The 23,467-nt window shown below is 41.9% G+C and carries 18 protein-coding genes; 11 read left to right on the forward strand and 7 right to left on the reverse strand.

Annotated features, from left to right (window positions below; all coding sequences use genetic code 11):
- The first annotated feature begins 249 nt into the window (after nucleotides 1–249).
- Nucleotides 250–639, forward strand: a complete 390-nt coding sequence (locus tag KSK55_RS04285; RefSeq protein ID WP_218608314.1) for a MarR family transcriptional regulator — start codon at nucleotides 250–252, stop codon at nucleotides 637–639.
- 65 nt (nucleotides 640–704) lie between these two features.
- Here the strand turns inward: KSK55_RS04285 and KSK55_RS04290 are convergent, their stop codons facing one another.
- Together KSK55_RS04290 and KSK55_RS04295 are read right to left on the reverse strand one after the other, a co-directional pair.
- On the reverse strand, nucleotides 705–1,160 hold the full coding sequence (locus KSK55_RS04290) for an OsmC family protein (protein WP_218608315.1): 456 nt from the start codon (nucleotides 1,158–1,160) through the stop codon (nucleotides 705–707).
- Nucleotides 1,161–1,221: 61 nt separating this feature from the next.
- Nucleotides 1,222–2,286 carry an AI-2E family transporter gene (locus tag KSK55_RS04295; protein WP_218608316.1) on the reverse strand — a complete coding sequence of 355 codons (1,065 nt, stop codon included), beginning with the start codon at nucleotides 2,284–2,286 and terminating at the stop codon, nucleotides 1,222–1,224.
- 147 nt (nucleotides 2,287–2,433) lie between these two features.
- Here KSK55_RS04295 and KSK55_RS04300 point away from each other — a divergent pair, with 147 nt between their 5' ends.
- Both KSK55_RS04300 and KSK55_RS04305 read left to right on the forward strand, forming a co-directional pair.
- Nucleotides 2,434–4,206, forward strand: a complete 1,773-nt coding sequence (locus KSK55_RS04300) for an ATP-binding protein (RefSeq protein WP_218608317.1) — start codon at nucleotides 2,434–2,436, stop codon at nucleotides 4,204–4,206.
- Nucleotides 4,203–4,991, forward strand: coding sequence for an ABC transporter ATP-binding protein (locus KSK55_RS04305; protein ID WP_218608318.1), 789 nt, complete (start codon nucleotides 4,203–4,205; stop codon nucleotides 4,989–4,991). Before KSK55_RS04300 ends, KSK55_RS04305 begins: the two co-directional genes overlap by 4 nt.
- An 84-nt stretch (nucleotides 4,992–5,075) precedes the next feature.
- On the opposite strand, the gene KSK55_RS04310 is transcribed toward KSK55_RS04305, so the two are convergent.
- From KSK55_RS04310 to KSK55_RS04320, 3 genes are all read right to left on the reverse strand, one after another.
- Nucleotides 5,076–5,387 (reverse strand): RNA recognition motif domain-containing protein, encoded by a 312-nt coding sequence (locus KSK55_RS04310; protein WP_214418967.1) that lies wholly within the window; start codon nucleotides 5,385–5,387, stop codon nucleotides 5,076–5,078.
- A gap of 355 nt (nucleotides 5,388–5,742) precedes the next feature.
- The gene (locus tag KSK55_RS04315) at nucleotides 5,743–6,561 is read right to left on the reverse strand and encodes a 4Fe-4S binding protein (protein ID WP_218608319.1); all 819 of its coding nucleotides are present in this window, start codon (nucleotides 6,559–6,561) and stop codon (nucleotides 5,743–5,745) included.
- 131 nt (nucleotides 6,562–6,692) lie between these two features.
- On the reverse strand, nucleotides 6,693–9,137 hold the full coding sequence (locus tag KSK55_RS04320) for a methyl-accepting chemotaxis protein (protein ID WP_218608320.1): 2,445 nt from the start codon (nucleotides 9,135–9,137) through the stop codon (nucleotides 6,693–6,695).
- 105 nt (nucleotides 9,138–9,242) lie between these two features.
- On the opposite strand from KSK55_RS04320, the gene KSK55_RS04325 reads away from it, so the two are divergent.
- Nucleotides 9,243–10,439, forward strand: a complete 1,197-nt coding sequence (locus tag KSK55_RS04325) for a M24 family metallopeptidase (RefSeq protein ID WP_218608867.1) — start codon at nucleotides 9,243–9,245, stop codon at nucleotides 10,437–10,439.
- Here KSK55_RS04325 and KSK55_RS04330 read toward each other — a convergent pair.
- Nucleotides 10,436–13,567 carry a PAS domain S-box protein gene (locus KSK55_RS04330; RefSeq protein ID WP_218608321.1) on the reverse strand — a complete coding sequence of 1,044 codons (3,132 nt, stop codon included), beginning with the start codon at nucleotides 13,565–13,567 and terminating at the stop codon, nucleotides 10,436–10,438. The genes KSK55_RS04325 and KSK55_RS04330 overlap by 4 nt on opposite strands.
- 527 nt (nucleotides 13,568–14,094) lie before the next feature.
- Here KSK55_RS04330 and acs point away from each other — a divergent pair.
- Both acs and KSK55_RS04340 read left to right on the forward strand, forming a co-directional pair.
- Nucleotides 14,095–15,984: an acetate--CoA ligase gene (gene acs, locus KSK55_RS04335; RefSeq protein ID WP_218608868.1), complete on the forward strand. Its 1,890-nt coding sequence runs from the start codon at nucleotides 14,095–14,097 to the stop codon at nucleotides 15,982–15,984.
- Between the two features lie 201 nt (nucleotides 15,985–16,185).
- On the forward strand, nucleotides 16,186–18,102 hold the full coding sequence (locus KSK55_RS04340) for a PAS domain-containing protein (protein ID WP_218608322.1): 1,917 nt from the start codon (nucleotides 16,186–16,188) through the stop codon (nucleotides 18,100–18,102).
- A 3-nt stretch (nucleotides 18,103–18,105) separates the two neighbouring features.
- On the opposite strand, the gene KSK55_RS04345 is transcribed toward KSK55_RS04340, so the two are convergent.
- Entirely contained in the window at nucleotides 18,106–18,735 is a 630-nt protein-coding gene (locus KSK55_RS04345; RefSeq protein WP_218608323.1) for a DUF5591 domain-containing protein, read from the reverse strand.
- Nucleotides 18,736–18,879: 144 nt separating this feature from the next.
- Here KSK55_RS04345 and KSK55_RS04350 point away from each other — a divergent pair, with 144 nt between their 5' ends.
- The 5 genes from KSK55_RS04350 to KSK55_RS04370 all read left to right on the forward strand — a co-directional run bounded on the left by KSK55_RS04350 (nucleotide 18,880) and on the right by KSK55_RS04370 (nucleotide 23,467).
- Complete coding sequence (locus tag KSK55_RS04350) at nucleotides 18,880–19,443, forward strand: cache domain-containing protein (RefSeq protein ID WP_256664175.1); 564 nt, start codon at nucleotides 18,880–18,882, stop codon at nucleotides 19,441–19,443.
- A gap of 297 nt (nucleotides 19,444–19,740) precedes the next feature.
- Nucleotides 19,741–20,856 (forward strand): ABC transporter substrate-binding protein, encoded by a 1,116-nt coding sequence (locus KSK55_RS04355; protein ID WP_218608324.1) that lies wholly within the window; start codon nucleotides 19,741–19,743, stop codon nucleotides 20,854–20,856.
- Between the two features lie 71 nt (nucleotides 20,857–20,927).
- The gene (locus KSK55_RS04360) at nucleotides 20,928–21,971 is read left to right on the forward strand and encodes a FecCD family ABC transporter permease (RefSeq protein WP_214418975.1); all 1,044 of its coding nucleotides are present in this window, start codon (nucleotides 20,928–20,930) and stop codon (nucleotides 21,969–21,971) included.
- Nucleotides 21,968–22,759: an ABC transporter ATP-binding protein gene (locus KSK55_RS04365; RefSeq protein WP_218608325.1), complete on the forward strand. Its 792-nt coding sequence runs from the start codon at nucleotides 21,968–21,970 to the stop codon at nucleotides 22,757–22,759. Before KSK55_RS04360 ends, KSK55_RS04365 begins: the two co-directional genes overlap by 4 nt.
- 30 nt (nucleotides 22,760–22,789) lie before the next feature.
- Nucleotides 22,790–23,467, forward strand: coding sequence for a class I SAM-dependent methyltransferase (locus KSK55_RS04370; RefSeq protein ID WP_218608326.1), 678 nt, complete (start codon nucleotides 22,790–22,792; stop codon nucleotides 23,465–23,467).

A 23,467-nucleotide genomic window follows, 5' to 3' on the forward strand; every position in this document is an offset into this window, starting at 1 on the left:
CCATCATAAAACCGGCTGATAGCCAATAATCATGATATTTCGAACTTTGATAGAAAAATCCGAAAATTAAAATCAATGGACCGAAATTTTTCATATTTTATAAATCTTAAAAAATTGAGGGAGTCGGAAATTATGAAACACTTTTTGCATAACTATGTCAAACCAGCTAAAGTCATTATCAGAAGTACAGATCCGAAAATTTATCTAGTATCTCATATATTATTCACATAATATAATATTGAGGGATTGATGGGGGGCGACTATGGTCTGCACTTCTCCAGTGGGGATGAGGAGATTGCAGACTTATTTTGGGATATCGGGCTTAAGCGGAATAGTGCCCGGGTGCTGACAATTTTGATTAAGGATATTGATCTCACCTCCCGTGAGATTGAACGAATAACAGATCTCCGTCAGCCTGAAGTGAGTATCGCAATAACGGATCTGATGAAAAGGAAATGGATTCACATCGTTCATCAGATAACAGAAAATAAAGGCAGACCCATGAAAGTATACCATCTGGCAAAAAATCTGGATGATATTCTTGATGAACTGAAAGAGTCTATTGTCGGATCATATGAGAAAAAGTTCGGTGAGATAGAACGGGTCAGAGAATTACTCCAAAGCACTCGGATGCGATAATAAGAGAATAAAAAAATGGATCTTTGATCCGAATATCCGGATCACCATGATTCTCACCTTATGGATTAGAGTATCCGATACTCCCAGGTCATCTTGGCAGTCTCTCCAAAAATGGCCGCTATCGGGCAAAGGAGTGTCATTGTCTTCTCAAGTGTATCGGAGATAATTTCATCAGAGAAAGCACCAGTAAGGGTGATAATATGATGGACAAATTCAAAGGTTGCTGGAAGATCCTGTTTTCGTATCGCATTCGTCTCAATTTTTAATAATTCAGGGGCAAGTCCTTTATCACCCAGATCTAATAGAATCTTAATTCCAATGCATCCACCAAGTGAGGCAAAAAGATAATCTATTGGATTTGGAATTTTTCCTTTCCCTCCCAGATGAACATGAGCATCAATTGGAATAGTAAGACCAGTGCTTGTTGTTGCAGAAAAACTCATCCCACCATCATGCACCACAGTCATCGTGACAGGTTTAAACTCCATTCTTGCTGGATCCCAGGAGATTTCTGTATTCATACCTACACCTCTCCTGAAAGAGTAAAAAAGATGGCGATTCGTAAAAATGTATGAAATTCAATTATTTTTGTATTGAACCATCATCACCCGGACCAGTACCTATGATCATCGCAGCCCAACGGGTCTCCGGATAACTCTCAAGGATCATTTTTAGTAGAACGGTGAGTGGAATTGCGACCAAAACTCCAGAACCTCCAAGAAAATACCCCCAGAACACCATAGAGATGAAGACTATTGCCGGAGATAGATCCATACCTCTTCCTGCAAGTTCGGGAAATATGATGTTTTCAGAGAAGAGATTGATAAGACTTGCAATTATCAGCACCAATATCGCAGTTATTGGATCTATATCCACCAATGCAAGAAATGTGGGAGGTAATACTGCAATAATGAAACCAAGATAAGGCACAAAATTTAATATAAACATCAGAATACCCCATAACCACGCATCCTGGACACCGAGAATGAAAAGTGCAATACCAAATCCTGCACCGGTGACAAAGTTCACTTTGGTACGTATAATCACATACTCAATAACGACAGAGCCAAATTCTGTTATCCGGTCGGCTAACTCCTGTTTATAGGAACCGAGAACCGTATTTATCTTTTTTGAAAACAAGGTAGCTTCAAGAAGAAGGAAAAGGGTTGTAAAGAGCACAATAAAAAGAGTTGAGACCTGGCCGATAATAGAATTTAATGCATCTGGCGAGAATGCCGATAAAGATCCGGTCATCTGAGTAGCCGGAATTATTGTGCCCAGATCAATGCCAAATTGTGAGAGATATCCCTGCAGCATGTGCATATTTGATGATATCCCTTCAGAAATTTTCGGAATGTGCGAAATTAACGGAGAAAGAGAAAGAACAACCATCAGCCCTACTCCGATAAGACAGGCAACAAAGAGTCCAAACGCAATATACCCGGACAAACGAGGGGAAAATCCCTTTTTCTGAAACCAGAGTGAAACAAATGAAAAGATAATCGCTGCAAATACAGACATGAGAAGCGGTCCAATAAATCCTCCTGCCATCTTAAGACCGGCCAGGATAATAAAACAACATGCTGCAAGAAAGAGAAGCCGATCAGCCTGGGGAAGATTATCAAGAGAAACCATATATGAGTACATGAGCGACAGGAATTAAATTTGGTGATGAAAAGGGTTATGTGATGAGAAAGTAATGTATCTAGTTGAATTCTTATCTCTTTTTATACCTTGTGGGGAAGGGGAAAAAGGAGATTTATTATAAAATTACTGGTTTTGGGGGTGATAACCATGGATGCTGTTTCCATACTTGGATCATTTTGCATACTATCTGCCATCATCACGTATGGTCTGGGAGTCTTTGTCTATGCAAAAAATCCAGGGTCCAAGGTAAACTTTCTGTTTCTCCTGGTAAACATTGGCGCATCCTACTGGGCCGTTGGAGAATTTTTGATATGGCACCAGAATAGTTATGAAAATGTCTTTTTCTGGTTAAAGGCAAGTTCTTTCTGGACTATTGTTATTGTTTTATGCATTCATTTTCTCCTGACTTTTGCAGATCATCCACTAACAAAATCAGGGAGATTTCATTATCTGGCACTGATTCTCTACATCCCTGCATTCATTCTGGCAATCGTCAATATCACCTCAGAACATATCTTTTCAGTTGACTATTCTCCTGAATCCCGGTATTATTATCTGCCGTCATTTGGGGATCCGATCTACATCTGTGCAACAGTATATTTCCTGATTATTCTTTTCTGGTCGGTCTATGTCGGATTTCAATCACGAAAATCAGCAGGAGATGACAAATTTAAAAGACAAGCCAGTTCAATCAGCACCGGTCTGCTCATCCTTATTGGATTTGGTTCACAATCAGTCATCATCCTTCCGATGTTTGGTATATATATCCCAAATCTTGTTTTTATTGGCATAGTCCTTTTTTCGATCGCTATTTCATATGCAATCTTAAAATACGGACTTTTCGTGCTCAGCCCGGAGACTGTTGCAACAAACATCATCCAGACCATGCCTGACGGGCTAATCCTTACCGATATGAATGGCCGGGTGATTACAACAAATAAAAAGGCAACAATCCTTCTTTCCGGAACCTGGGAAGAAAATCCGGGAACGTTTCACGGGACTCCGATCCCTGAACCGGCATATTCAACAATCCTTGAAACAATTAAAACAAAAAAGGGTATTTCAGATTTTGAAGTAATTCCGGATAAAAATGAGATTACAACGATGAGTGTGTCAGGATCACTCGTCACTGATCCCTATGATAAACCCGCAGGGATGATCCTGATCATTCGTGACATAACCGAGAGAAAATTTTCAGAGAAAGCTTTGAAACTGGCAAATGAGAAGATATCACAATTAAACAAACTTACTCGTCATGATATCAGTAACCTTGTGACCGCCATATCCGGTTATCTTGAAATTATCAAGCAAGAAAAAGATGAAGAGACCAGGAAGAAAGTCCTGAACACCTGTATTGATCTCATTGGGAAAGTAACAAGGCATCTCCACTTTTCACGGGACTACCAAAATGTTGGTATTCATGAACCACGATGGCAATCGTTGAACCACATGATTTCAAAGGCTATCGAAGATATCAATCACGATGAAATTGAGATTACTGTTTCTCTCCTACCTGCAGATATTTTTGCTGATCCCCTCTCGGTTAAGGTAATATATAACCTGCTTGAAAATGCCATTCGACATGCAACCGGTCTTACTCACATCTCAATTATCTCAAAAGAGCAGCAGGATGGAAGTCTGCTCATTATCATAGAAGATAATGGACCGGGAATAAAACCAGAAGAAAAAGAGAAGATTTTCAAACAGGGATATGGAAAAAATACTGGTCTTGGTCTCACCCTTGCCCGGGAAATTCTTGCAGTTACGCAGATAACCATCACCGAGACGGGAACCTTTGGCATCGGAGCCAGATTTGAGATAACAATTCCATCCGGTACATGGAGATATGCTCATCTTCACTCTCATGAAGGACATGGACCGGAACCATTCCAGATCATTCATAAAGGAAGCAACCCATGAATCAACCAGCACCGTTTATAGATTTTCAAAATATTTCTGTCGCTGTTCAAGGCCATCTTGTATTGGATTCTCTCTCAATTCAGATACCTGATGGCGAACATATCGCCATTCTGGGTCCGAACGGATCAGGAAAATCATCATTTGTAAAAACACTCCTTCGGGAGCATTATCCGGTTTATTCTGAATCAGGTACGGTCTTCAAAACATGGGGACAGGAACGATGGGATGTCTTTTCCTTGCGGTCTCAATTCGGATATGTATCTCAGGATCTGCAACATACCTTTACCAGATCCATATCAGGAATGGACGTAGTATTATCCGGATTTTTCAGTAGTATTGGTCTGTTCTTTCATACAATTACACCAGATATGAAAAAGAAAGCAGAAGATATTTGTACATTTCTGGAGATTATACATCTTGCAGACCGCTCATTTTCAGACATGTCATCAGGAGAAGCAAGACGATTCCTCATTGGAAGAGCACTGGTCCATGATCCCCGCGTTTTAATTCTGGATGAGCCTTCAAACAGTCTTGACCTGCACGCTCTTCATATGCTTCGGACTACTATGAGAAAAATCGCAGGAAAGACGGTTATCATCCTCGTCACCCATTCCCTTCCGGATATAATTCCAGAGATCAAAAGGGTTGTATTATTTAAAGATGGAAAAATATTCCATGACGGCTCAAAAGAGGACGTTCTTATCGATGGTTACATTAGTTCTGTCTTCGAAGTCCAGGTAAAAATCCACAATGAAGACGGATTTTTTTATGCAACCGGGTATTAGACAGAGATAAAAAAACAAATTCTTTTCAATACAATATTTCAGAACGTTTCCTGAAATCCAGAAAAAAGGATGATATTGTTGGTATTAGTAGCGTCTTCTGTTAAAGCCGCCGGATGAACCGCCAAAACCACCGCTTCGGTTTCCACCAAAGTCACGGCGTGGCTGCATTGGGCGTGCTTCATCAATACGCATGGTTCTTCCGTCAAATTCGGTATCGTTCAGGGCATCAAGTGCTGCCTGGGCTTCTTCTGGTGTTCCCATCTCGACAAATCCAAAACCTTTGTTCTCAATGATTTTGGCGCTGACAACCTCTCCATAGGTAGAGAAAAGTTCGCTGAGCTGGCTCTCGTTAGTGGAGTAGGGCAGGTTGCCTACGTATAATTTCTTTCCTTCCATGATAGTCCCTTATGGGCTTTTGCATAACTGTTGGGGCCGCCGTGATCAAAATCACATTGCGCCAGAGAATTACCAAGAATAGCAGTGAGATTACCTTTTCGAACCGAGCGATAAGTATCAAAAACTATTGTCAGAATTTACTCTTTCGTCTGCACATAAACATGGTGAGAGTACCATATAAGGTTTGTCGTGACAATCCACCATAGGACAAAAATTAAGACTGATTTAATCGGTTCACAACCAGAGAATACAAAAAATTCTCAGCAATGGCGATTCATTCCACATCCTTTTCAGGTGATGCCCATAGAATCGGAGTTCAATAATTGAAAAAAAATACGAATTTGGTATCAGCCATCTATGGTTCTCCTGGCTTCTCAGGAAGTCCGCCATATGATCGTACATGATCCCATCCCCTGTGATAACCCGGATAATTGGCCTTGTCCTCGTACATGCGTATGTTGGTTCGATCGTATAACATTCGATCTTCTCCTACCGGGCAGACCTTTATACAGATTCCACACGGTGACAAGAAGTGCTTATTCAGATCCGCACTCCTATTTGCACAAGCGGCTTTGTCAGTTAACGATTCGGGATAATCATCTTCTGAAAGAGCAAATACCGGACATGCACGGATACAGGCATTACACGTAGTGCAGAGTGAAGATGAGATGAGTGGATCAGACTCCATTTCTGCTCCGGTGAGAACTGTACCAAACCTGACACGTGGACCCCATTTTTTAGTCAGCACCATATTATTCCGGCCAAAAGTCCCAAGGCCTGCAAGAACAGCAGCATGACGATGAGAAAAGAATGCAAGGGGCTGTACGAGCAATGTCTTGATATCCCCATACCCGTCACGGGGAATTGAAACCGAAGGATACCCGAGATCATTCAGAAAAGACGCAAGATGCCAGGTATATTGATCCAATAAGGCATTGACTGTTTTATATTCCTCTCTATACCAAATGGACGGAGCAGTTTCTATAGAGGGCAGGTGAATAGGAAGTCCTATGACAATTGCCGTATGTGCTTCAGGGCATATTGAATGGGGGTAGAATTGTTTTGGAATCCAGGGCTCAAACAGAGGAGATTCCCATCTCTTCACATGTGCACACCCAACCATCGAAATACCTAGTGAGCTGCAATATTCAGCAATTCGATCCCGGATTTTCATGATTGAGTGTAGGGCATAGGACCAGAAAAATCAGATAGACATACATCCTGAGAAATCAACCGCCTATCAAAAACCAGGCACACCAAAAAAGGGAAAGAGGATCGTTCAGGTAAGAATCACAAAAAAATGATCTATATTTTAAACTGTGTCATATCCCGGGATATTTTATCGATGAGATTTGTAGCTTCCTGAATTGACTGGGCAATGCAGTCTAGTGATACAGAATTCTCTTCTGTCAGTGCAGCAGTGTTTCCTAATTCGTTGATAGTTTTATGAAACGCTTCATTCAGGAGGGCAATATTTTCTTTGACCTTCTCATATGCTGCCATCTGGTTATGGCTTGCATTATCAATGGATACAATCCGCTTTGCGATATCGTCTATTGAAAAGGCTAAATTTGAAAAGATCTGGAGCGTATCATGAACTGCGGTACTACCGTTTTCAATATTAAGCCGTGAAACGTTAATCGCCTGTTTCATCAGATTGGATCGTCCCTGGAGAAGAGAAATAATACCGCTTATTTTTTCTGCTGATTTCTGTGATTCAAGTGCGAGGGCTTTTACCTCTCCGGCAACTACTGAAAATCCTTTTCCTGCTTCTCCTGCCCGTGCAGCTTCTATTGCAGCATTGAGAGCAAGGAGATTTGTCTGGTCAGCAATATCTGTAATTATCCGAACAATATCCCCGATCTTATCCATTTCAGAAGTTATCTCTCCGATAATTCTCTCAGTTTCATCATGTGAGAGGACGATTGAACGCATTCCATCATCAGCCAGCTGACTGCTCTCTGATCCTTTTTCAGACAGTTGTTGAGATGTTGTTACCAGGGTCGATGCTTCTGCTGTTTGCCCTGCAATATCAGAACCAATCATCGTCACATCCAGAACAGTTTCCCGAATATGAGTAATGCCTTCCATAGAACGATTTGCCTGAATACTCAATTCATTCGTTCCCCGTGCAATCGCCTGTGAAGCAGATGCTATCTCTTCAACACTGGCATTAGACTCTTCCATTTCAGTCATTAATGACTCGATTTGGGCGGATATATCACCAAAAAGTTGTCCAAGCTGAACGCCGATGGAATCGAGTGCTGATCTGAAAGAAATAAAATCTCCACATACCCTGACATTCTGATCAAACCGTGCAGCAAAATTGCCAGTCGAATACTCAACTGCGAGTCGCATCGCTTCAGTAACCGGATCCACAACTGCATCAAGGGTATTGTTTACTGCCTCGACAACATGCCGGTATTCCCCACCAAAACGACTGGTATCACCTCTTATATTCAGGTTTCCATTCGATGCAGCCTGTGCAATACCATTAATCTCACAGAGGACCGCAGCCTGATCTTCCCCATCACGAGTTACCTTTTCCATCGTCTCTTCAAGACGCGACGCCATGGTATCAAAGGTCTGTCCAAGAACAGCAACTTCATCATCACCTATCAGATGAGTACGACAGGAGAGATCCCCTTCAGCAAGTCTGGTTGCTGCAGTGGTTATTTGCTGAATAGGACGGGTAATTGATCGGGCTACAAAAAAGAGGAGAATAATTCCACCAGCAGATATCAAAATCCCAAAGATGACCAGGATAATGGTCAGGGATATGGCTGATGCAGTTAGCACTCCGGATGGCACAAAGACGAATGCTTTCCATGACAAGGAGGGATCCCCAATACTGATCTCTGATTGATCTCCAACAAAGTGGCCAAGATGAAGTGTATTGCCTGTCGAGTCAGAGAGAAGCGTTGTCAATTCTTCTTCAGAGATCCCCAATGCAGGAGCAATTGATGTAAATGGCTCCCCCACCTTCCCGATATCACCGCTGATACCGGCAATGGTTCCGTCATTACTGATAATAGCAAGAATACCCTGGCCATCATAGAGATTACTTTCATCTGCTATTCTATCAATATCAGCCAGCGTAACATCTACTCCTGTAATCCCTAAGAATGTATCATTATACATTATCGGGACTATAGTGGATGCCATAAGTACCGGAGGATTGAGAGCCTCTTCAACGTAGGGATTTGTCAGTGTTTTCTGGTGGGATTTGGCAGGGATTGTATAGTAATCCAGTCCATAATCAGTAACCACGTCATCAGAGGCCCCGTCGTATATCATCCGCTCAATTACGTCGCCTTCCCTGTACCAGTATACATTCATCCGACCAGAACCTGCATATCCATCGATTCCGGCATACCGGGCATCTGCCTTATCATAGGCATCTGCTTCCCACATCGTATAGACTCCGTTATAAAGCGGATGGTTTTTCATAATGCCTCCAATGACAGAAATGACATCATTTCGGGATATTGGTTTACCAGAACTATATGGTCCGAGCATTACTTCAGATAACGCCTCTGCTGAACTCATGGGTTCATCCAAAACAGAAATCACCTTCTCAGCCTCTGAATCTGCCAAAATTTGCAATTCTTTTTCTGCATCGTAAATTGATGAAGTATAGGTAGAAATTGCGGCAAAAAGGATAATAACGCCGGCAACGACAAGAAGAGAAAGAGATCCTGCATATAATATTTTTTTATTTATCGAATTAACTGAAAACCGGAACCCCATGTATGATAATGAACGATTATGTAGATAAATGAAACGGATTAGCGGTTGATATGAATCATATGACCCATGACAGATCCTATCATGGGGGACATCCAACCAATAGGTATGGAAAGCCGGGTACCAGCTCCTGAACTTCAGGACAGGATGAGACGGTTCAAAGACAGGATGAGCAACAAACACCCGGATTGGGAATTCGCAGTCATTTTCGGAAATGTGAACCTGTATTATTTTACCGGGACAATGCAGGACAGTATGCTTTGTATTCCCAGGGATGATGAGCCTGTTCTCTGGGTCAGAAAAAGTTATGAGCGGGCTTGTGATGAATCAGACTTTCCCAGAATAGAAAAAATGGGGAGTTTTCGTGATGCAGCACGAGAATACAAACATCTTCCGGATATGGTTTTTCTCGAAACCGAACTAGTTCCACTTGCATTATATCAACGGTTTACAAAACACTTTCCCATCCCGAAGGTCACATCACTTGATAAAGAGGTTGGGATGGTCAGATCGGTGAAAAGTCAATTTGAACTATCCCTGCTAAAAAAATCAGGACAGATCCATGCTCATGTTCTTGAAGATTCCGTTCCAGATATGCTATCTGAAGGCATGAGCGAGACAGAATTTGCGGGGAAATTGTATGCACGTCTTGTCGATGAAGGACATCACGGGATTGCCAGATTTGGTATGTTTAACACAGAGATGCTCCTCGGACAGATCGGATTTGGAGAAAATACACTCTACCCTACCTACTTTGATGGACCAGGGGGATCACGGGGTATTTGTCCGGCAGTCCCTCTTCTGGGTGATCGAAATAGAAAGTTAAAAAAAGGTGATCTTGTCTTTGTTGATGTCGGATGTGGGGTTGGAGGGTACCATACCGATAAGACCATGACATACATGTTTGGATCAGAACTGCCAAAAGAGGCGATAGAGCACCATCACCGATGTGTTGAGATACAAAATTCCCTGGCATCCCTTCTGGTCCCAGGCAATATTCCCTCTGAGATCTACCGGACTGTCATGGGTGGCCTGGAAGAATCATTTTTACAAAATTTCATGGGATATAAAGATCGAAGAGTAAAATTCCTCGGGCACGGAGTCGGTCTCCAGGTGGATGAAGTTCCAGTCATTGCCGAAGGGTTTGATGAACCGCTCATAGAAAACATGGTCTTTGCTCTTGAACCGAAAAAAGGAATACCCCATGTTGGAATGGTTGGAATTGAAAACACGTTTGTTGTTACAAAACAGGGGGGTATCTGTATCACCGGGAATAATCCGGGTCTTATCCCTGTCGGATATTAACGCTCAATATCTTTTTTGTAATGTACATTATGATATTTCTGGAGATATCGAAGAATTTTATCTGACTCCAGCCATCGTTTGTCCAGTTGGGAGACCAGTTCATCTATAATCTGTACCTGATGTAAGACCGAGAATAATGTCTCATTTTCTAATTCATTCGCTACCATTGTGATTATGGTAAGCGGATTTCTGATGCCATCATTTAATATTGCAAGTTCTGCAAGATTCTTTTCAATCTGAGCGATAAGATTTACCCTTTCTTCTTCATAGTGGCGTTTTTCAGTGATATCTTCAATAATTGCAAGGCCGACTACTTTGTCTGCCAACCGGTAAATATCCATGATTACATGAACGATGAGGTTTTTATTATCATCACGGTTTAAATCAGATTCAAATGCACAAATGTCTGAACTACTTACTTTCAGGTCTGAAATATGGATAGTATCACAGAATGGAATAAAGGATCGGATTTCTCCTTTCATCTCAAGAATTTCATTGAGCGATTTATGAATCATCTCTTCTGCTTTCGGATTTGCATCGATAATTAGTCCAGGAATCCCTTCAGGAGTAAATTCAAAGAGCACCAGTCCAAGTGAAACATTCGCAAACATCTGCCGGTATTTCAGCTCACTTTCACGAAGTGCCAGCTCAGAGAACTTGATGCTGGTGATATCATGAATAATCCCCACAGATTTTTGGGGAGTTCCATCTGGATAATAATCTGTCTTACTTACTTCTCGGACATATTTTATCCGGTTATCAGAGAGCAAAATCCGATGAACAACGTCAAAGGGTTCATGATTGTTGACATGTGACCAATATGCGTTATCCACCATGGTCCGATCACCCGGATGAACCAATGATAAAAAGGATGGATAGGAAGGGGTAAAATCGAATGGACTCTTCTCAAATATCTGGTATACCGATTCAGACCAGTATAATGAATTGGTCCGGTGATCAAGATCCCAATGACCAAGACTTGCAATTTTTTCTGCTTCCTTTAGCCGTCCTATCGCGATATTTCGTGCAATCTCTGCAATTTTTCTTTTTGTAATATCAGTAATGAGTACAAATAACCACCCCTCTCCTGATTCCTTGTTCGGAACTGGAGTAATTATCATGTTGAAATATCCAATTCCGGTTATTGTTGCAGGGACTTCAAATTTTGATCTCAGGAGAGAGAAATCCATTTTTATATCCATACTCACAACTTTTCCTGCTTCCAAGTCTTCAGTTTGTGATGATGTGAGATACTCAAGATAAAACGGGGGATAGGATTCAGGGATACTATGCTCTGACAGACCAAACAGAGAGATAGCGGTGGAGTTTAGGTCGACCATCTCACCCCTGTTCGTATACACAATAATCGCTACCGGAGAGAAATAAAAAAGACTTTGAAATTTCTGCCTGCTTTCGATTAATTCTAATTCGATGATCTTCTTTTCACTGATGTCAATAGCTGTCCCGAAATAAGTTGCTGTTTTTTCATATATGTCTTTAATAGCAACAACATTACAATTCAGCCAGATAGGTGTGCCATCGGTTTTTTTAAGAGAGAACTCCATATTCCTGACTTCACCATGAATATTCAGGAGATTTACTAACATGGCATATTCATCTGGATCAAGATGCAGATCCTGGACAAGATCTGTTATCTCCTCTCTCATCTCCTCCGGACTTATAAATCCAAGCATTGAGGCAAGAGCCGGATTGACCAATAATACACCCCCTTGGGAGTTGGTCTGAAATAGGCCAATATTTGCACTTTCAAATATCAGACGATAAAATGATTCATTCTCCTGTGTAGCCTTTTTGACAAGCAAATTATCTGTATTATCATGAGCGATCCCTTCGATCCCAATGACATTATGCTGTTCATCATAGATCAGGTGCACATTTGCAGAGATAAAAACCAATGACCCGTCTTTTCTCTTTAGTACCACAGGCTGATCCCGTAACTCTTCTTTTGAAAAAAGGAGCATACTCAGTTTGTTTCGATCATCAGGATTTTGGTACATTTCAAATATGTATCGCCCGACAAGTTCTGAAGCATCTGAATATCCAAGCATTTTCGCTGTACTTGGGCTGACAAACTGAATTTTTCCTTCAGGAGTTGTCTTAAAATAGGCATCCTCAATCTCCTCAATTATTTTCTGATAAGAATAATCTCTTTCTTTTGCCAATTTTGCTGAAGAATCAGCATGACGGAAATAATATCTGATTCCAAGAACGGTCAGGATAGCAAAAACACCCATGAGTCCTATAATGAGCAGAAGATACGAGGATAAAGCGGAGAAACCTTCCTGATAGATGCTTCTCGGGTACGTGATCTTAAAAGTGGTATATTCCAGGCTTATCGGATCAATGACCCTTAGATATCCGGAAATTGTACTTTCATTCTCAATATGGACGGCAATTGAAGGCTGACCATTTTGAATTGTAGATGTTGGAAAAATAGAATCGGTTTCAGATGAATCAACAAGCTGAACAGGCTGGCTTAAAAAAACAGATAGTTCATTCAGGTAGGTCTGGTTAAAATATCGTCCCAGAACAAGATACCCACTGACTTTTTTAGGTTCTGTATGATATGAAATAAGATGTGAAACCAGGACACCTGATAGGTTATTCGTATGAAAAATTAAGTAATTCCTGGTTTTTGAATCATGTACATCAGTATCGTACTTTGGATAACTAGCATTAAAATATGCCTCTAACTCGGGTCGAAAGAGGAATTTGCCAGATTTATGATTTGAATAATCTTCTAAAAATATAGGGTGACCAGATGAGTTAAAGAATTCAGCAATGTCAATGTTCATTGCCTGAAATGAATCACTAATTAATAACTGCTCTGGATAATCAATAAATTTTCCTTCACTGAACAGAGCCGTATCATCCCATTCCGAATAATCACTAACCGTTCGTTCAATATTTCTGATGGAATTATTCAAATTTTCAGAAAAATGATTCATTCGGGATGTCATATCATTTATTTCAAATGACTGATACGTATCCAGGATAAAAAACGTTAAAAAAACAGATATAACAGAGAAACAAAGGATGATAAGAAGTAAGGCCACAAGCAGGACGGAATTCATCTTTTTTAGATCCTGCTGCCCTCCATCTTTCATGATTGCTCCAGGCTCTGGGGCACGAAATTCAGATCAGTATTGTTTATTCTGTTCATGAGTTCCATCCTCTTCAAGCCATACGGGTCTGAGACAAAATGGTGAACTATGTATTTGTATCAGAGCAATTGTAACCATTACATCTAATTATTAAAATTTATGCCTTCCGTTTTTGGAGAGTCCTGCAACATCAATACAGATTTTATTTTTTTCAATGTATACATAATTGAAATGACTGACATTGCGCGAAATACCGAAATGAAATATTACCTACTTTTTGAGATAAAGCATTAAGATAAATAGTATTGTTTATGAATCGTTCAATCTCATTCGATTCTAAAAATTCAACTCATTCTAGAGACTTCATTATGATCGACGTAATTGTACGACAAATACTATATTTTATAAATTTTAATTCTACACGATTGATCATGCGATCAGCAATTATCTCATTGTTGATCATACCCGGACTGATGTAAAACATACGAAAAAGCCGGAAAGAAATTGGAAAGAAAAAAATTGGTGCAATGATGGCTGAAAATTTCGATGTAAAACTGGACGCAAAAACCTACATCCCTGATCCATCCTATCTGAAAAACTCAGCGCTTGGAGATTACAAGAAGGCGTATGAGAAATTTCTTTCAGATCCTGAAGGTTTCTGGGCAGAAAAAGCTCAGGAATTAGATTGGATGAAACCATGGGACACAGTCAGGGATTGGAACTGGCCAAATGCCCGATGGTTTTGTGGAGGAAAAATAAATCTCTCTGCAAATTGTCTGGATCGGCATGTAAAAAATGGCAGAAGAAATAAACTTGCCATCATCTGGAAAGGAGAACGGGGAAAAGAGGAGATCTACACCTACCGGCAGCTCTACCGGGCAGTAATGCGGTTTGCAAATGCCTTGAAAAAACTGGGCGTTCAAAAAGGAGACCGGATATGTCTGTATATGCCACTCGTTCCAGAACATGTCATAGCCATGCTTGCGTGTGCCCGTATCGGAGCTGTTCATTCCATCGTTTATGCCGGATTTGGAGCAGAAGCACTCCATGCACGAATCCGTGATGCTGAAGCAAAAATAGTCATAACTGCTGATGTGGGAGTTAGGCGGGGTAAATTTATCCCACTCCGGAGTATCGTGGATGATGCAGTCAAAAATTCACCATCCGTTGAAAAGATCATCGTTCTCAGCCGAGAGAGATGTCCTGTCGAGCTCTACTCAGAGATGGAGGTGGATTATTATGCCATCCAGGAAGGAGTCAGTGACGAGTGCCCTCCAGAAGAGATGGACAGCGAAGATCCATTATTTATCCTCTACACCAGCGGGACAACCGGTCAGCCAAAAGGGATCGTTCACACAAATGGAGGATACATGGTGGGAGCCCATTACACCTGTAAATACATCTTCGACATGAAAGAGAACGATGTGCACTGGTGTACTGCAGATCCAGGCTGGATCACAGGACATAGTTACATTGTCTACGGGCCACTGTCCGTCGGTGCAACGGTTCTCATCACAGAGACCACCCCGGATTACCCCGACCCAGGAATCTGGTGGAAACTAATCGAAGAGTTTGGTGTCACAATCTTCTATACTGCACCTACAGCAATCCGGATGTTTATGCGGATAGGCGAACAATGGCCAGATAAATACAACCTGAGCTCGCTTCGGATAATCGGCTCAGTCGGTGAACCGCTCAATCCGGAAGCTTTTGAGTGGTACTACCGGGTCATTGGCAGAAACAAGTGCCCGGTCCTGGATACCTGGTGGCAGACAGAAACCGGTATGCACATGATAACCACACCACTGGGTGAACCCATGAAACCAGGATTTGCCGGAGTTCCAATCCCTGGAGTTGTTGCAGATGTTGTTGACAAGCAGGGAAACCCGGTCCCACCCAGACAGGGAGGACTCCTTGTCATAAAAGAACCCTGGCCATCCATGATGAGAACCGTCTATAAGAATGAAGAACGGTACCAGCAATACTGGAACCAGATCAAAAACTGGTATACTGTCGGAGATCTTGCAGTGAAAGATGAAGACGGGTATATCATGGTCCTTGGCAGATCTGACGACATCATCATCGTCTCCGGACATAACCTTGGAACAGCAGAAGTGGAATCAGCACTGGTCGCCCATGAAGCAGTTGCAGAAGCTGCCGTAATCGGTGTGCCAGATGATCTGAAAGGACAGGCAGTAAAGGCATTTGTCATCCTTAGACAAGGGTATGAACCAAGCCAGAAACTGGTTTCAGAACTGACGTACCACGTGCGAATGACAATCGGTCCGATAGCCATGCCTTCCGGAATAGAGTTCATGGATAAATTACCAAAGACACGAAGCGGAAAGATCATGAGACGAGTATTAAAAGCAAAAGAGATGGGAGTAGATCCTGGAGACATATCAACTCTTGAGGAATAAGTATACCATTTTCATCTCCCACACCTTTTTTCCCAACCATCAGAATTCACAAGAATCCAGGTTCATCCATTCATCACTCATAAGACATAATTCTTTGAAAAGATACTAATACATATGAGAATGAAGTAGTAATTCCAGGAATAGTATTCAAAGAATCTATAATACACCAATCAGGCTCTGACTGGTATATCCCCCAATACCATGACATATCCTACTGTACATACCCCGATTTTCGTTCTTTATGTTGATGATGAAGAATTTCTTCATGAACCAACGAAATTATTCCTTGAGAAGTTTCAGGATATTATCCTTGATACAGTAAAATCCGGACCAGAAGCTCTGGAGCTTTTAGAGAAAAAAAGATATGATGCCATTGTTGCCGATTATTCAATGGCCGGGATGGATGGAATAGAGCTCTTAAAGAGGATTCGTTCTTCAGGAAACCGGATACCATTTATTATCTTCACCGGAAGAGGAAGAGAAGAAGTTGTTATTGATGCCCTCAACTCCGGGGCTGATTTTTACCTGCAAAAAGGCCGTGACGTAAAGGCTCAATATACAGAACTCCATGCCAAAATATGTCAGGCTGTTCGGCAGAGACGAATAGAAGAAGAATTACGATTAAGTGAAGAACGACTTCGGCTCTCGCTCATGGCAACAAACCAGGGACTATGGGATGTTGATATTAAGACCGGTAATATTTCAGCAAATGAAGAGTACTACCATCTGTTCGGATACGAACCCGGAGAAGTTGACGTATCATATGACTGGTGGCTTTCCACGGTGCACCCCGATGACAGGACGTTAATGAAGCAGGCTTACCATGATTATCTTACTGGGAAAAACGAAGCATACTCAATAGAATACCGTTTTCGCACAAAACAGGGTTCATGGAAATGGATTCTTTCCAGAGGAAAAATTATCTCCTATGATGGAAGCGGCAAACCTGTCCGGATGATAGGAACCCATATCGATATTTCAGACCAAAAAAACCTGATTGAGCAGTTACAAACCAGTGAAAAACGGTTCAGACTTGTTCTTGAGACACTCCCTATCGGCTTATGGCTCGCTGATGAAAAAGGGCAACTTTTGTTTGGAAATCCTGCAGGTCAGAAGATATGGGCTGCTCATCCCCAGGTTGGACAAGACGAATATGGCATCTTTAAAGGCTGGAAACTACCAGACCATGAGGAGATCAAACCAAATGAATGGGCGTTAGGCTATGCAGTGAATGAAGGGAAAACAACGAGTGAAGAATTATTAGAGATAGAAGCATTTGATGGATCCCATAAAATCATTAAAAACTGGGCAGTTCCAATCAGGGATTCTCATGATACCATCGTTGGTGCATTTGTTATTAACCAGGATGTAACAGAGGAGCGGCTTGCAACCGAAGCACTCAAAAAGAGTGAAGAGCGGTTCCATCTGACCATGACGGCGGTCAACGAAGGATTATGGGACTGGAATATCGCGAAAGGAAAAGTATACTTTTCACCCCAGTATTACCGGATGATTGGGTACGAACCAAATGAATTCACCGCTCAATATTCAAGTTGGGAAGAGAATATTCATCCGGACGATCGGAAAGATACAATTCATGCTCTCAATGATGCAATAGCTCATAAGGAAAACGGATTTCATATAAGATTCAGATTCAGGTGTAAAGATGGTTCGTACATCTGGATATTAGGAAGAGGGCAGGTTATCGAACGGGATTTGGAAGGAAATCCTATTCGGATAGTCGGAACTCACACAGACATCACCAAGCAGGTGGCAGCTGAACAGAAACTTATTGAAAAACATGAGGAACTTCTCAAATCCTATAAACAGCTGGCTCAGTCTGAAGAAGAACTCAGACAATCAGAAAAGGAACGGGCCATGGCACTTGAGCAGGTTCAGAAGAACTTTGCGGAGATGTCTATATTAAATGACGGGATTAGAAATCCGCTCACGGTTATTGCAGCACAGGTTGAAATATACTGCCCGAAAATTGCGGATATTGTCACCATTCAAATAAAAGAGATAGATGATCTGATAACCCAACTGGATCGCCGGTGGATTCAGTCAGAAAAAGTTATTAATTATATTAGAAAACATCATGGGATCGAATACCAATAATCCTCATTTCATATCACGGATCTGCATCAGACCGGAATGGAACTCTTCCAGGTACTCTTCCATATTGAGACTTCCTTCCTGAAACGGACAATCAAGTTCCATAATTTTATCAATAATATCCTTACTTGGGAGGATGAGATCAATCTGAACTCCTGCCCGTTCCGATCCTTGAATAAACGCTTTTCGAAACGGACCTATACAATATGCAATCCGCCGTTTATAGACATCCCTGGTTTTTTTAAGATATCCGGCAACACGGTCGGTTTCTATTCTGAGAAAATCTTCCTGAATTTTCTGGTCTTTTACTTTCCCAAGCATGTAGTGATAATGTGCATACGGATACATCGTCTCCAGCTCTGAGGGAAGAATGCCACAGGTTCCAAAAATTACGATATGATACTGCTCTGGACTGAGGACATCATCTATTATCTTTCTCATTATCCGATGACTTGGACTTGAGCTATATGGTTTTCGTACAGCACAGGGGATAAATATTGCAATGTCCCGGGGAGGAACATCATAATCATCGATGATATACCGGTATGATTCTTCAAATTCCGGGAGATAAAAAGGTGGATCAGTCAAAACATTTTCTTTTGATTCATCCAGGTCATCTGATACCGAACGTTCCATCTCCTATACATTATCATTTCAAATCAATAATGTCTATGAGAAGCATAGGTGTCTGGTGCGAAAAATGTCCCGAGAATAAATTTGAATGGTGCGATAAAACCATGTATCTTAAACACCAATATACCCTGTATGAAGAGATTTTACATGATGGGTCTCATTCTAATGAATGTTTGTTTATTACAATCATCAGCAGATCTCCCCAACCAAACGCCCAATACGTCAGTTCAATCACTATCAGAAAATAAGTCTCTTGAGGATACTGGAAGAATTACTCTTGATGAACCAGTTGCAGAAATGGTTGCATTTGTCGAAGAAGCAGTTACATATGCACGTGATAATAAAAAGGAAGATGTCCTTGCTGAATTTAGTAACCGGAATGGTTCATTCTTCAGAGGAAATCTCTACATCTATGCCTATGATTTTGACGGAATCACCATTGCCCACCCCCTCCAAACCGAATTAATCGGAAAAAGCAGACTGGAAGAACTTGATGCAGGAAATGAGTATTTTATAAGAAATCTCCGGGATACTGCCTTGAATGGATCAGGATTTGTCGTTTTTCATTATGTGAATCCAGCACACAACAACTCCGTTGAAAAGAAACTTGGATTTGTTAAAGCAGTGGATAATACCTGGTGGCTCGGCTCAGGGATATATGGTGAGAATGTCACCCTTCCGAAAGAGGTGCTTTCACATACCACTTGCTAAATACTCCTTTTTTGAAAAATTCGTAATTCATCGAAATTGAATCAGTAATAATTCATTTTTTTTCAACACATGAGAGGCAGGGATCTGTCACGAAATATCCGGATTTTATCAACCAATAGGTTTCATCATTGTTAAACCAACTGATTAACAATACCAAATAATTAAATTTTTTACATCTATCCACGAACCCCTTTTGACTCATCATTGTCATTGATCCGGAAAGAATGAATTCTATAAAGAAAAATCCGGACTCAAGCCATGTGAGGAGAAATGTATCGGTATTACTGGAGAACCCGAATGAAACGATTTGGAATATTTTTCATATACGTAATTCTTGGAGCATTACTCCTTGGATTGCCATGCTGTGCAGAAGAGGCCGCAAAAACACGAACCCTTACCGACATGGCAGGTAATGTTGTAGAGATACCTGAAAACATTGAGCGGGTTGCATTTTTTGGTGGACCAATCGGTCAGGTCCCCTATATCCTTGGAGTCCAGGATACCATTGTTGCAACATCCATCGGAAGCAAGAATTCTCAGCTTCTGAATATTATGGATGATAACCTGAAGAATATCCCCGCAGCACGACAGACAAACGGGATCATCAATATTGAGGAGTTAATTAAATCAGAACCACAGTTTGTTCTTGCCGGTGATGTTGATGGTGCAATCGTTGAAAAACAGACCACAATTCCGGTAGTATACTTCTTTGAGAACTCTGAAGGTACCGCAGAACAGACAAAAGCAGAAGTCGCTTTTATCGGTTCAATCTATGGAAAAGATGATCGGGCACAGAAATATGCTAACTATCTTGACTCTATGCTGTCACTGGTAAAATCCCGTATCGGGGACATTCCACTTTCTGAACAGAAGGTTCTTTTCAACGGATATGATGCAAATCACCTCATCACCTATGGTGGGGACAGTTACATGCAGGAACGTATCGAAGCCGCCGGTCTGAAGAATGCAGCACAGGAAGTGAATACCTCTGGTGTCAGACCAGGAATTCATGCAGGCCTTGATGAAATTTCCATGGAACAGGTCCTGAAGTGGAACCCTGACATTCTTGTAATCGATACCGGATCCCCTGAAGATGTATACAATGATCCAAAGTGGGCCAGTGTTAAGGCAGTTCAGAACCGTCAGGTATACCGGCTTCCAAATGGTGTGTTTGTGTGGAACCGCCCGACTGCAGAATCAGCAGTGCTCCATCCACTATGGATGGCTAAGATAGCATACCCAGAGAGATTTAATGACATTGACATGCATGATGAAGTCAAAAAATTCTACCAGGAGATCTTCTCTTATGAATTAACCGACGAGCAGGTCGATAAGATCCTCTCTGGTGAATTTGCATCTGCAATCAGTGCAGGAAAAGGACAGACAAACCAGACGAACATGGGAAATAAGTAATCCCTGATGGATCTACCTTTTCTTTTTTTGGATACCGGACTCTGTCCGCGTCCACCTCAAGAGCAAATGTCATGTCACAACATCCGAAACGTAAGGAATTCTGGGGAAAACGAAATTATTCAGTCTTAAGAATAACACTCATATTACTGCTTGCCTTCACCACGTTGATCTCCCTTATGGTTGGCAGATTTGAGGTTCCGCCATTTGATGTGATAGCAGCCATCTTTTCAGGTATTATTCCCTGTCAGGATCTCTCTCCCACGGTCAAAAGTGTAATCGTTGATGTCAGGCTCCCAAGAGTTCTTGCCGTCATTATTGTCGGTGCTGCATTATCTGTTGCAGGTGCTGCCTTTCAGGGATTATTCCGAAATCCGCTGGTTTCCCCGGATATCCTGGGAGTATCTGCCGGGGCCGGATTTGGTGCAGCCCTTGCCCTGCTTCTCACAGAAAACATCTTTATCACACAATTATTTGCATTTTTACTGGGTATTTTTGCCGTTGGGCTCGCATATCTTATCAGCCGGGTTTACAAAGTGAGCTCAACCCTAACCCTCGTCCTTGCAGGAATCGTGGTCGCAGCACTCTTTCAGGCACTCACATCACTTGTGAAATATGTGGCCGATCCCCTGAACAAACTGCCTGCAATCGTGTTCTGGCTCATGGGATCATTTAACCACATCTCAAATTCTGACCTTCTTGTTGCCGGACCACTTCTTCTCGGTGGGCTTTTGATCCTGTACCTGATCAGATGGAGAATTAATGTCCTGTCCATGGGTGATGAAGATGCCCGGGCACTTGGTGTAGACATTAAACAGCAAAAGGCAATTATTATTGTATCCGCCACCGTCATTTCTGCAGCAGCAGTATCAATCTGCGGTATTGTCGGATGGATTGGCCTTGTAATTCCCCATGTTGGTCGTCTTCTTGTTGGACCGGATCACAAGCTTCTCATCCCTATTGTAGCACTCGTCGGTGCATCATACCTGCTTATCGTAGATACCGTTGCACGAACAATCACCGTCACAGAAATTCCGATCGGTATAATTACCGCCCTTGTCGGAGCACCGGTCTTTGCATATCTTCTCCGCAGAACACAGACGGGGTGGAAACAATGAATCATCCCTTGCTTATCAGGGATCTTACCTTTCGTTATAACCACAAGGATCCTGAACCGGTTTTTTCAAGTGTATCCCTCCATTTATCAGAGGGAGAGATCTTCTGCCTGATAGGACCGAATGGAACAGGAAAGTCCACCCTTATAAAATGTATTGCAGGTCTCCTTTCTTATGAATCAGGGGAAGTGCTCATTGAAGGAAATAACCTTCAATCGTTGACCCCGTCTCAGTCAGCCAGAATAATTGGATATGTACCTCAGTCTCATATCCCATCATTTCCCTTTCCGGTTCGTGACGTCGTGGTAATGGGACGTTCGCCTCATTTAGGTCCGCTCTCTTCTCCAACCCTTGCAGATATGCAGGTTGCAGATGATGCAATGGATACTGTTGGAATAGCTCATCTTGCAGATAGACCCTGCACTGATATCAGCGGTGGTGAATACCAATTGGTCCTGATAGCACGAGCATTGACCCAGATGCCAAGAATTTTACTCCTTGATGAGCCGACATCACACCTGGATCTTGGAAACCAGATGAAAATTTTGAGGACAATTGCCCGTCTGAGTGAACAGGGACTGACAATTCTCATGGCAACTCATTTTCCAGATCATGCCTTTTTATTGTCCGGGCGGGTCGGAGTAATGATGAGACAAGGACTAACCAGGATTGGTAAGGCAGAGACCGTCATCACAGAAGATTCCATGAAAGAGGCATATGATGCAAGAGTATCTATCATGACCATACCAGGAAATGACGGACGAAAAATCTGTGTGCCTCTTTTATCCTAAAAAAAGACTCACATCATCAAAGATGAAAAAATGAACGAATTACATCAGACAGAACAGAAATCAGGGAGCGATTGTGAAAAGTACGACCCAATGGATGAACAAAAAGCACGGGCTTTTGATAAAACCGCATCCACCATCTTTGCTCCAATTTATCCGGTAATTGCAGACCAGATTCTTGAAAGGACACAAATTCGGAATGGGACCGCTCTTGATGCAGGATGTGGACCTGCTCATCTGTCAATGGCCCTGGCACAAGCATCGGATCTTCGAATCTATGCTTTTGATACATCCCCGATGATGCTTCAGATTGCGTATGAACACATCACAGATGCAGGACTTGTCAGAAAAATTGTCCCGGTTCTTGGAGATATCCATGATCTTCCCTTTGAAGATGGAACAATAGATCTTGTTGTCAGTCGTGGTTCCTGGTTCTTCTGGGAGGATCTGCAGGGTGCTTTTCGTGAAATTTATCGCGTTCTTTCACCCGGAGGAGTAACATACATCGGAGGAGGGTTTGGCAACTCAGCTCTGAAAGAAGCAATTCATACCGCAATGGCAGAAAGAGATCCTGAATTCTCCAAAGGGGTTTCTAACCGGATGATGAGAAATAATCCTGACCGGATTAGAGAAGAACTTGAAAAGGCAGAGATCCGTTCCTATGAACTGATTCAGGACGACTCAGGATTCTGGCTTATGATGAGAAAATAA

Origin of the sequence: Methanospirillum hungatei, assembly GCF_019263745.1 — an archaeon.
GTDB classification, from domain to species: domain Archaea; phylum Halobacteriota; class Methanomicrobia; order Methanomicrobiales; family Methanospirillaceae; genus Methanospirillum; species Methanospirillum purgamenti.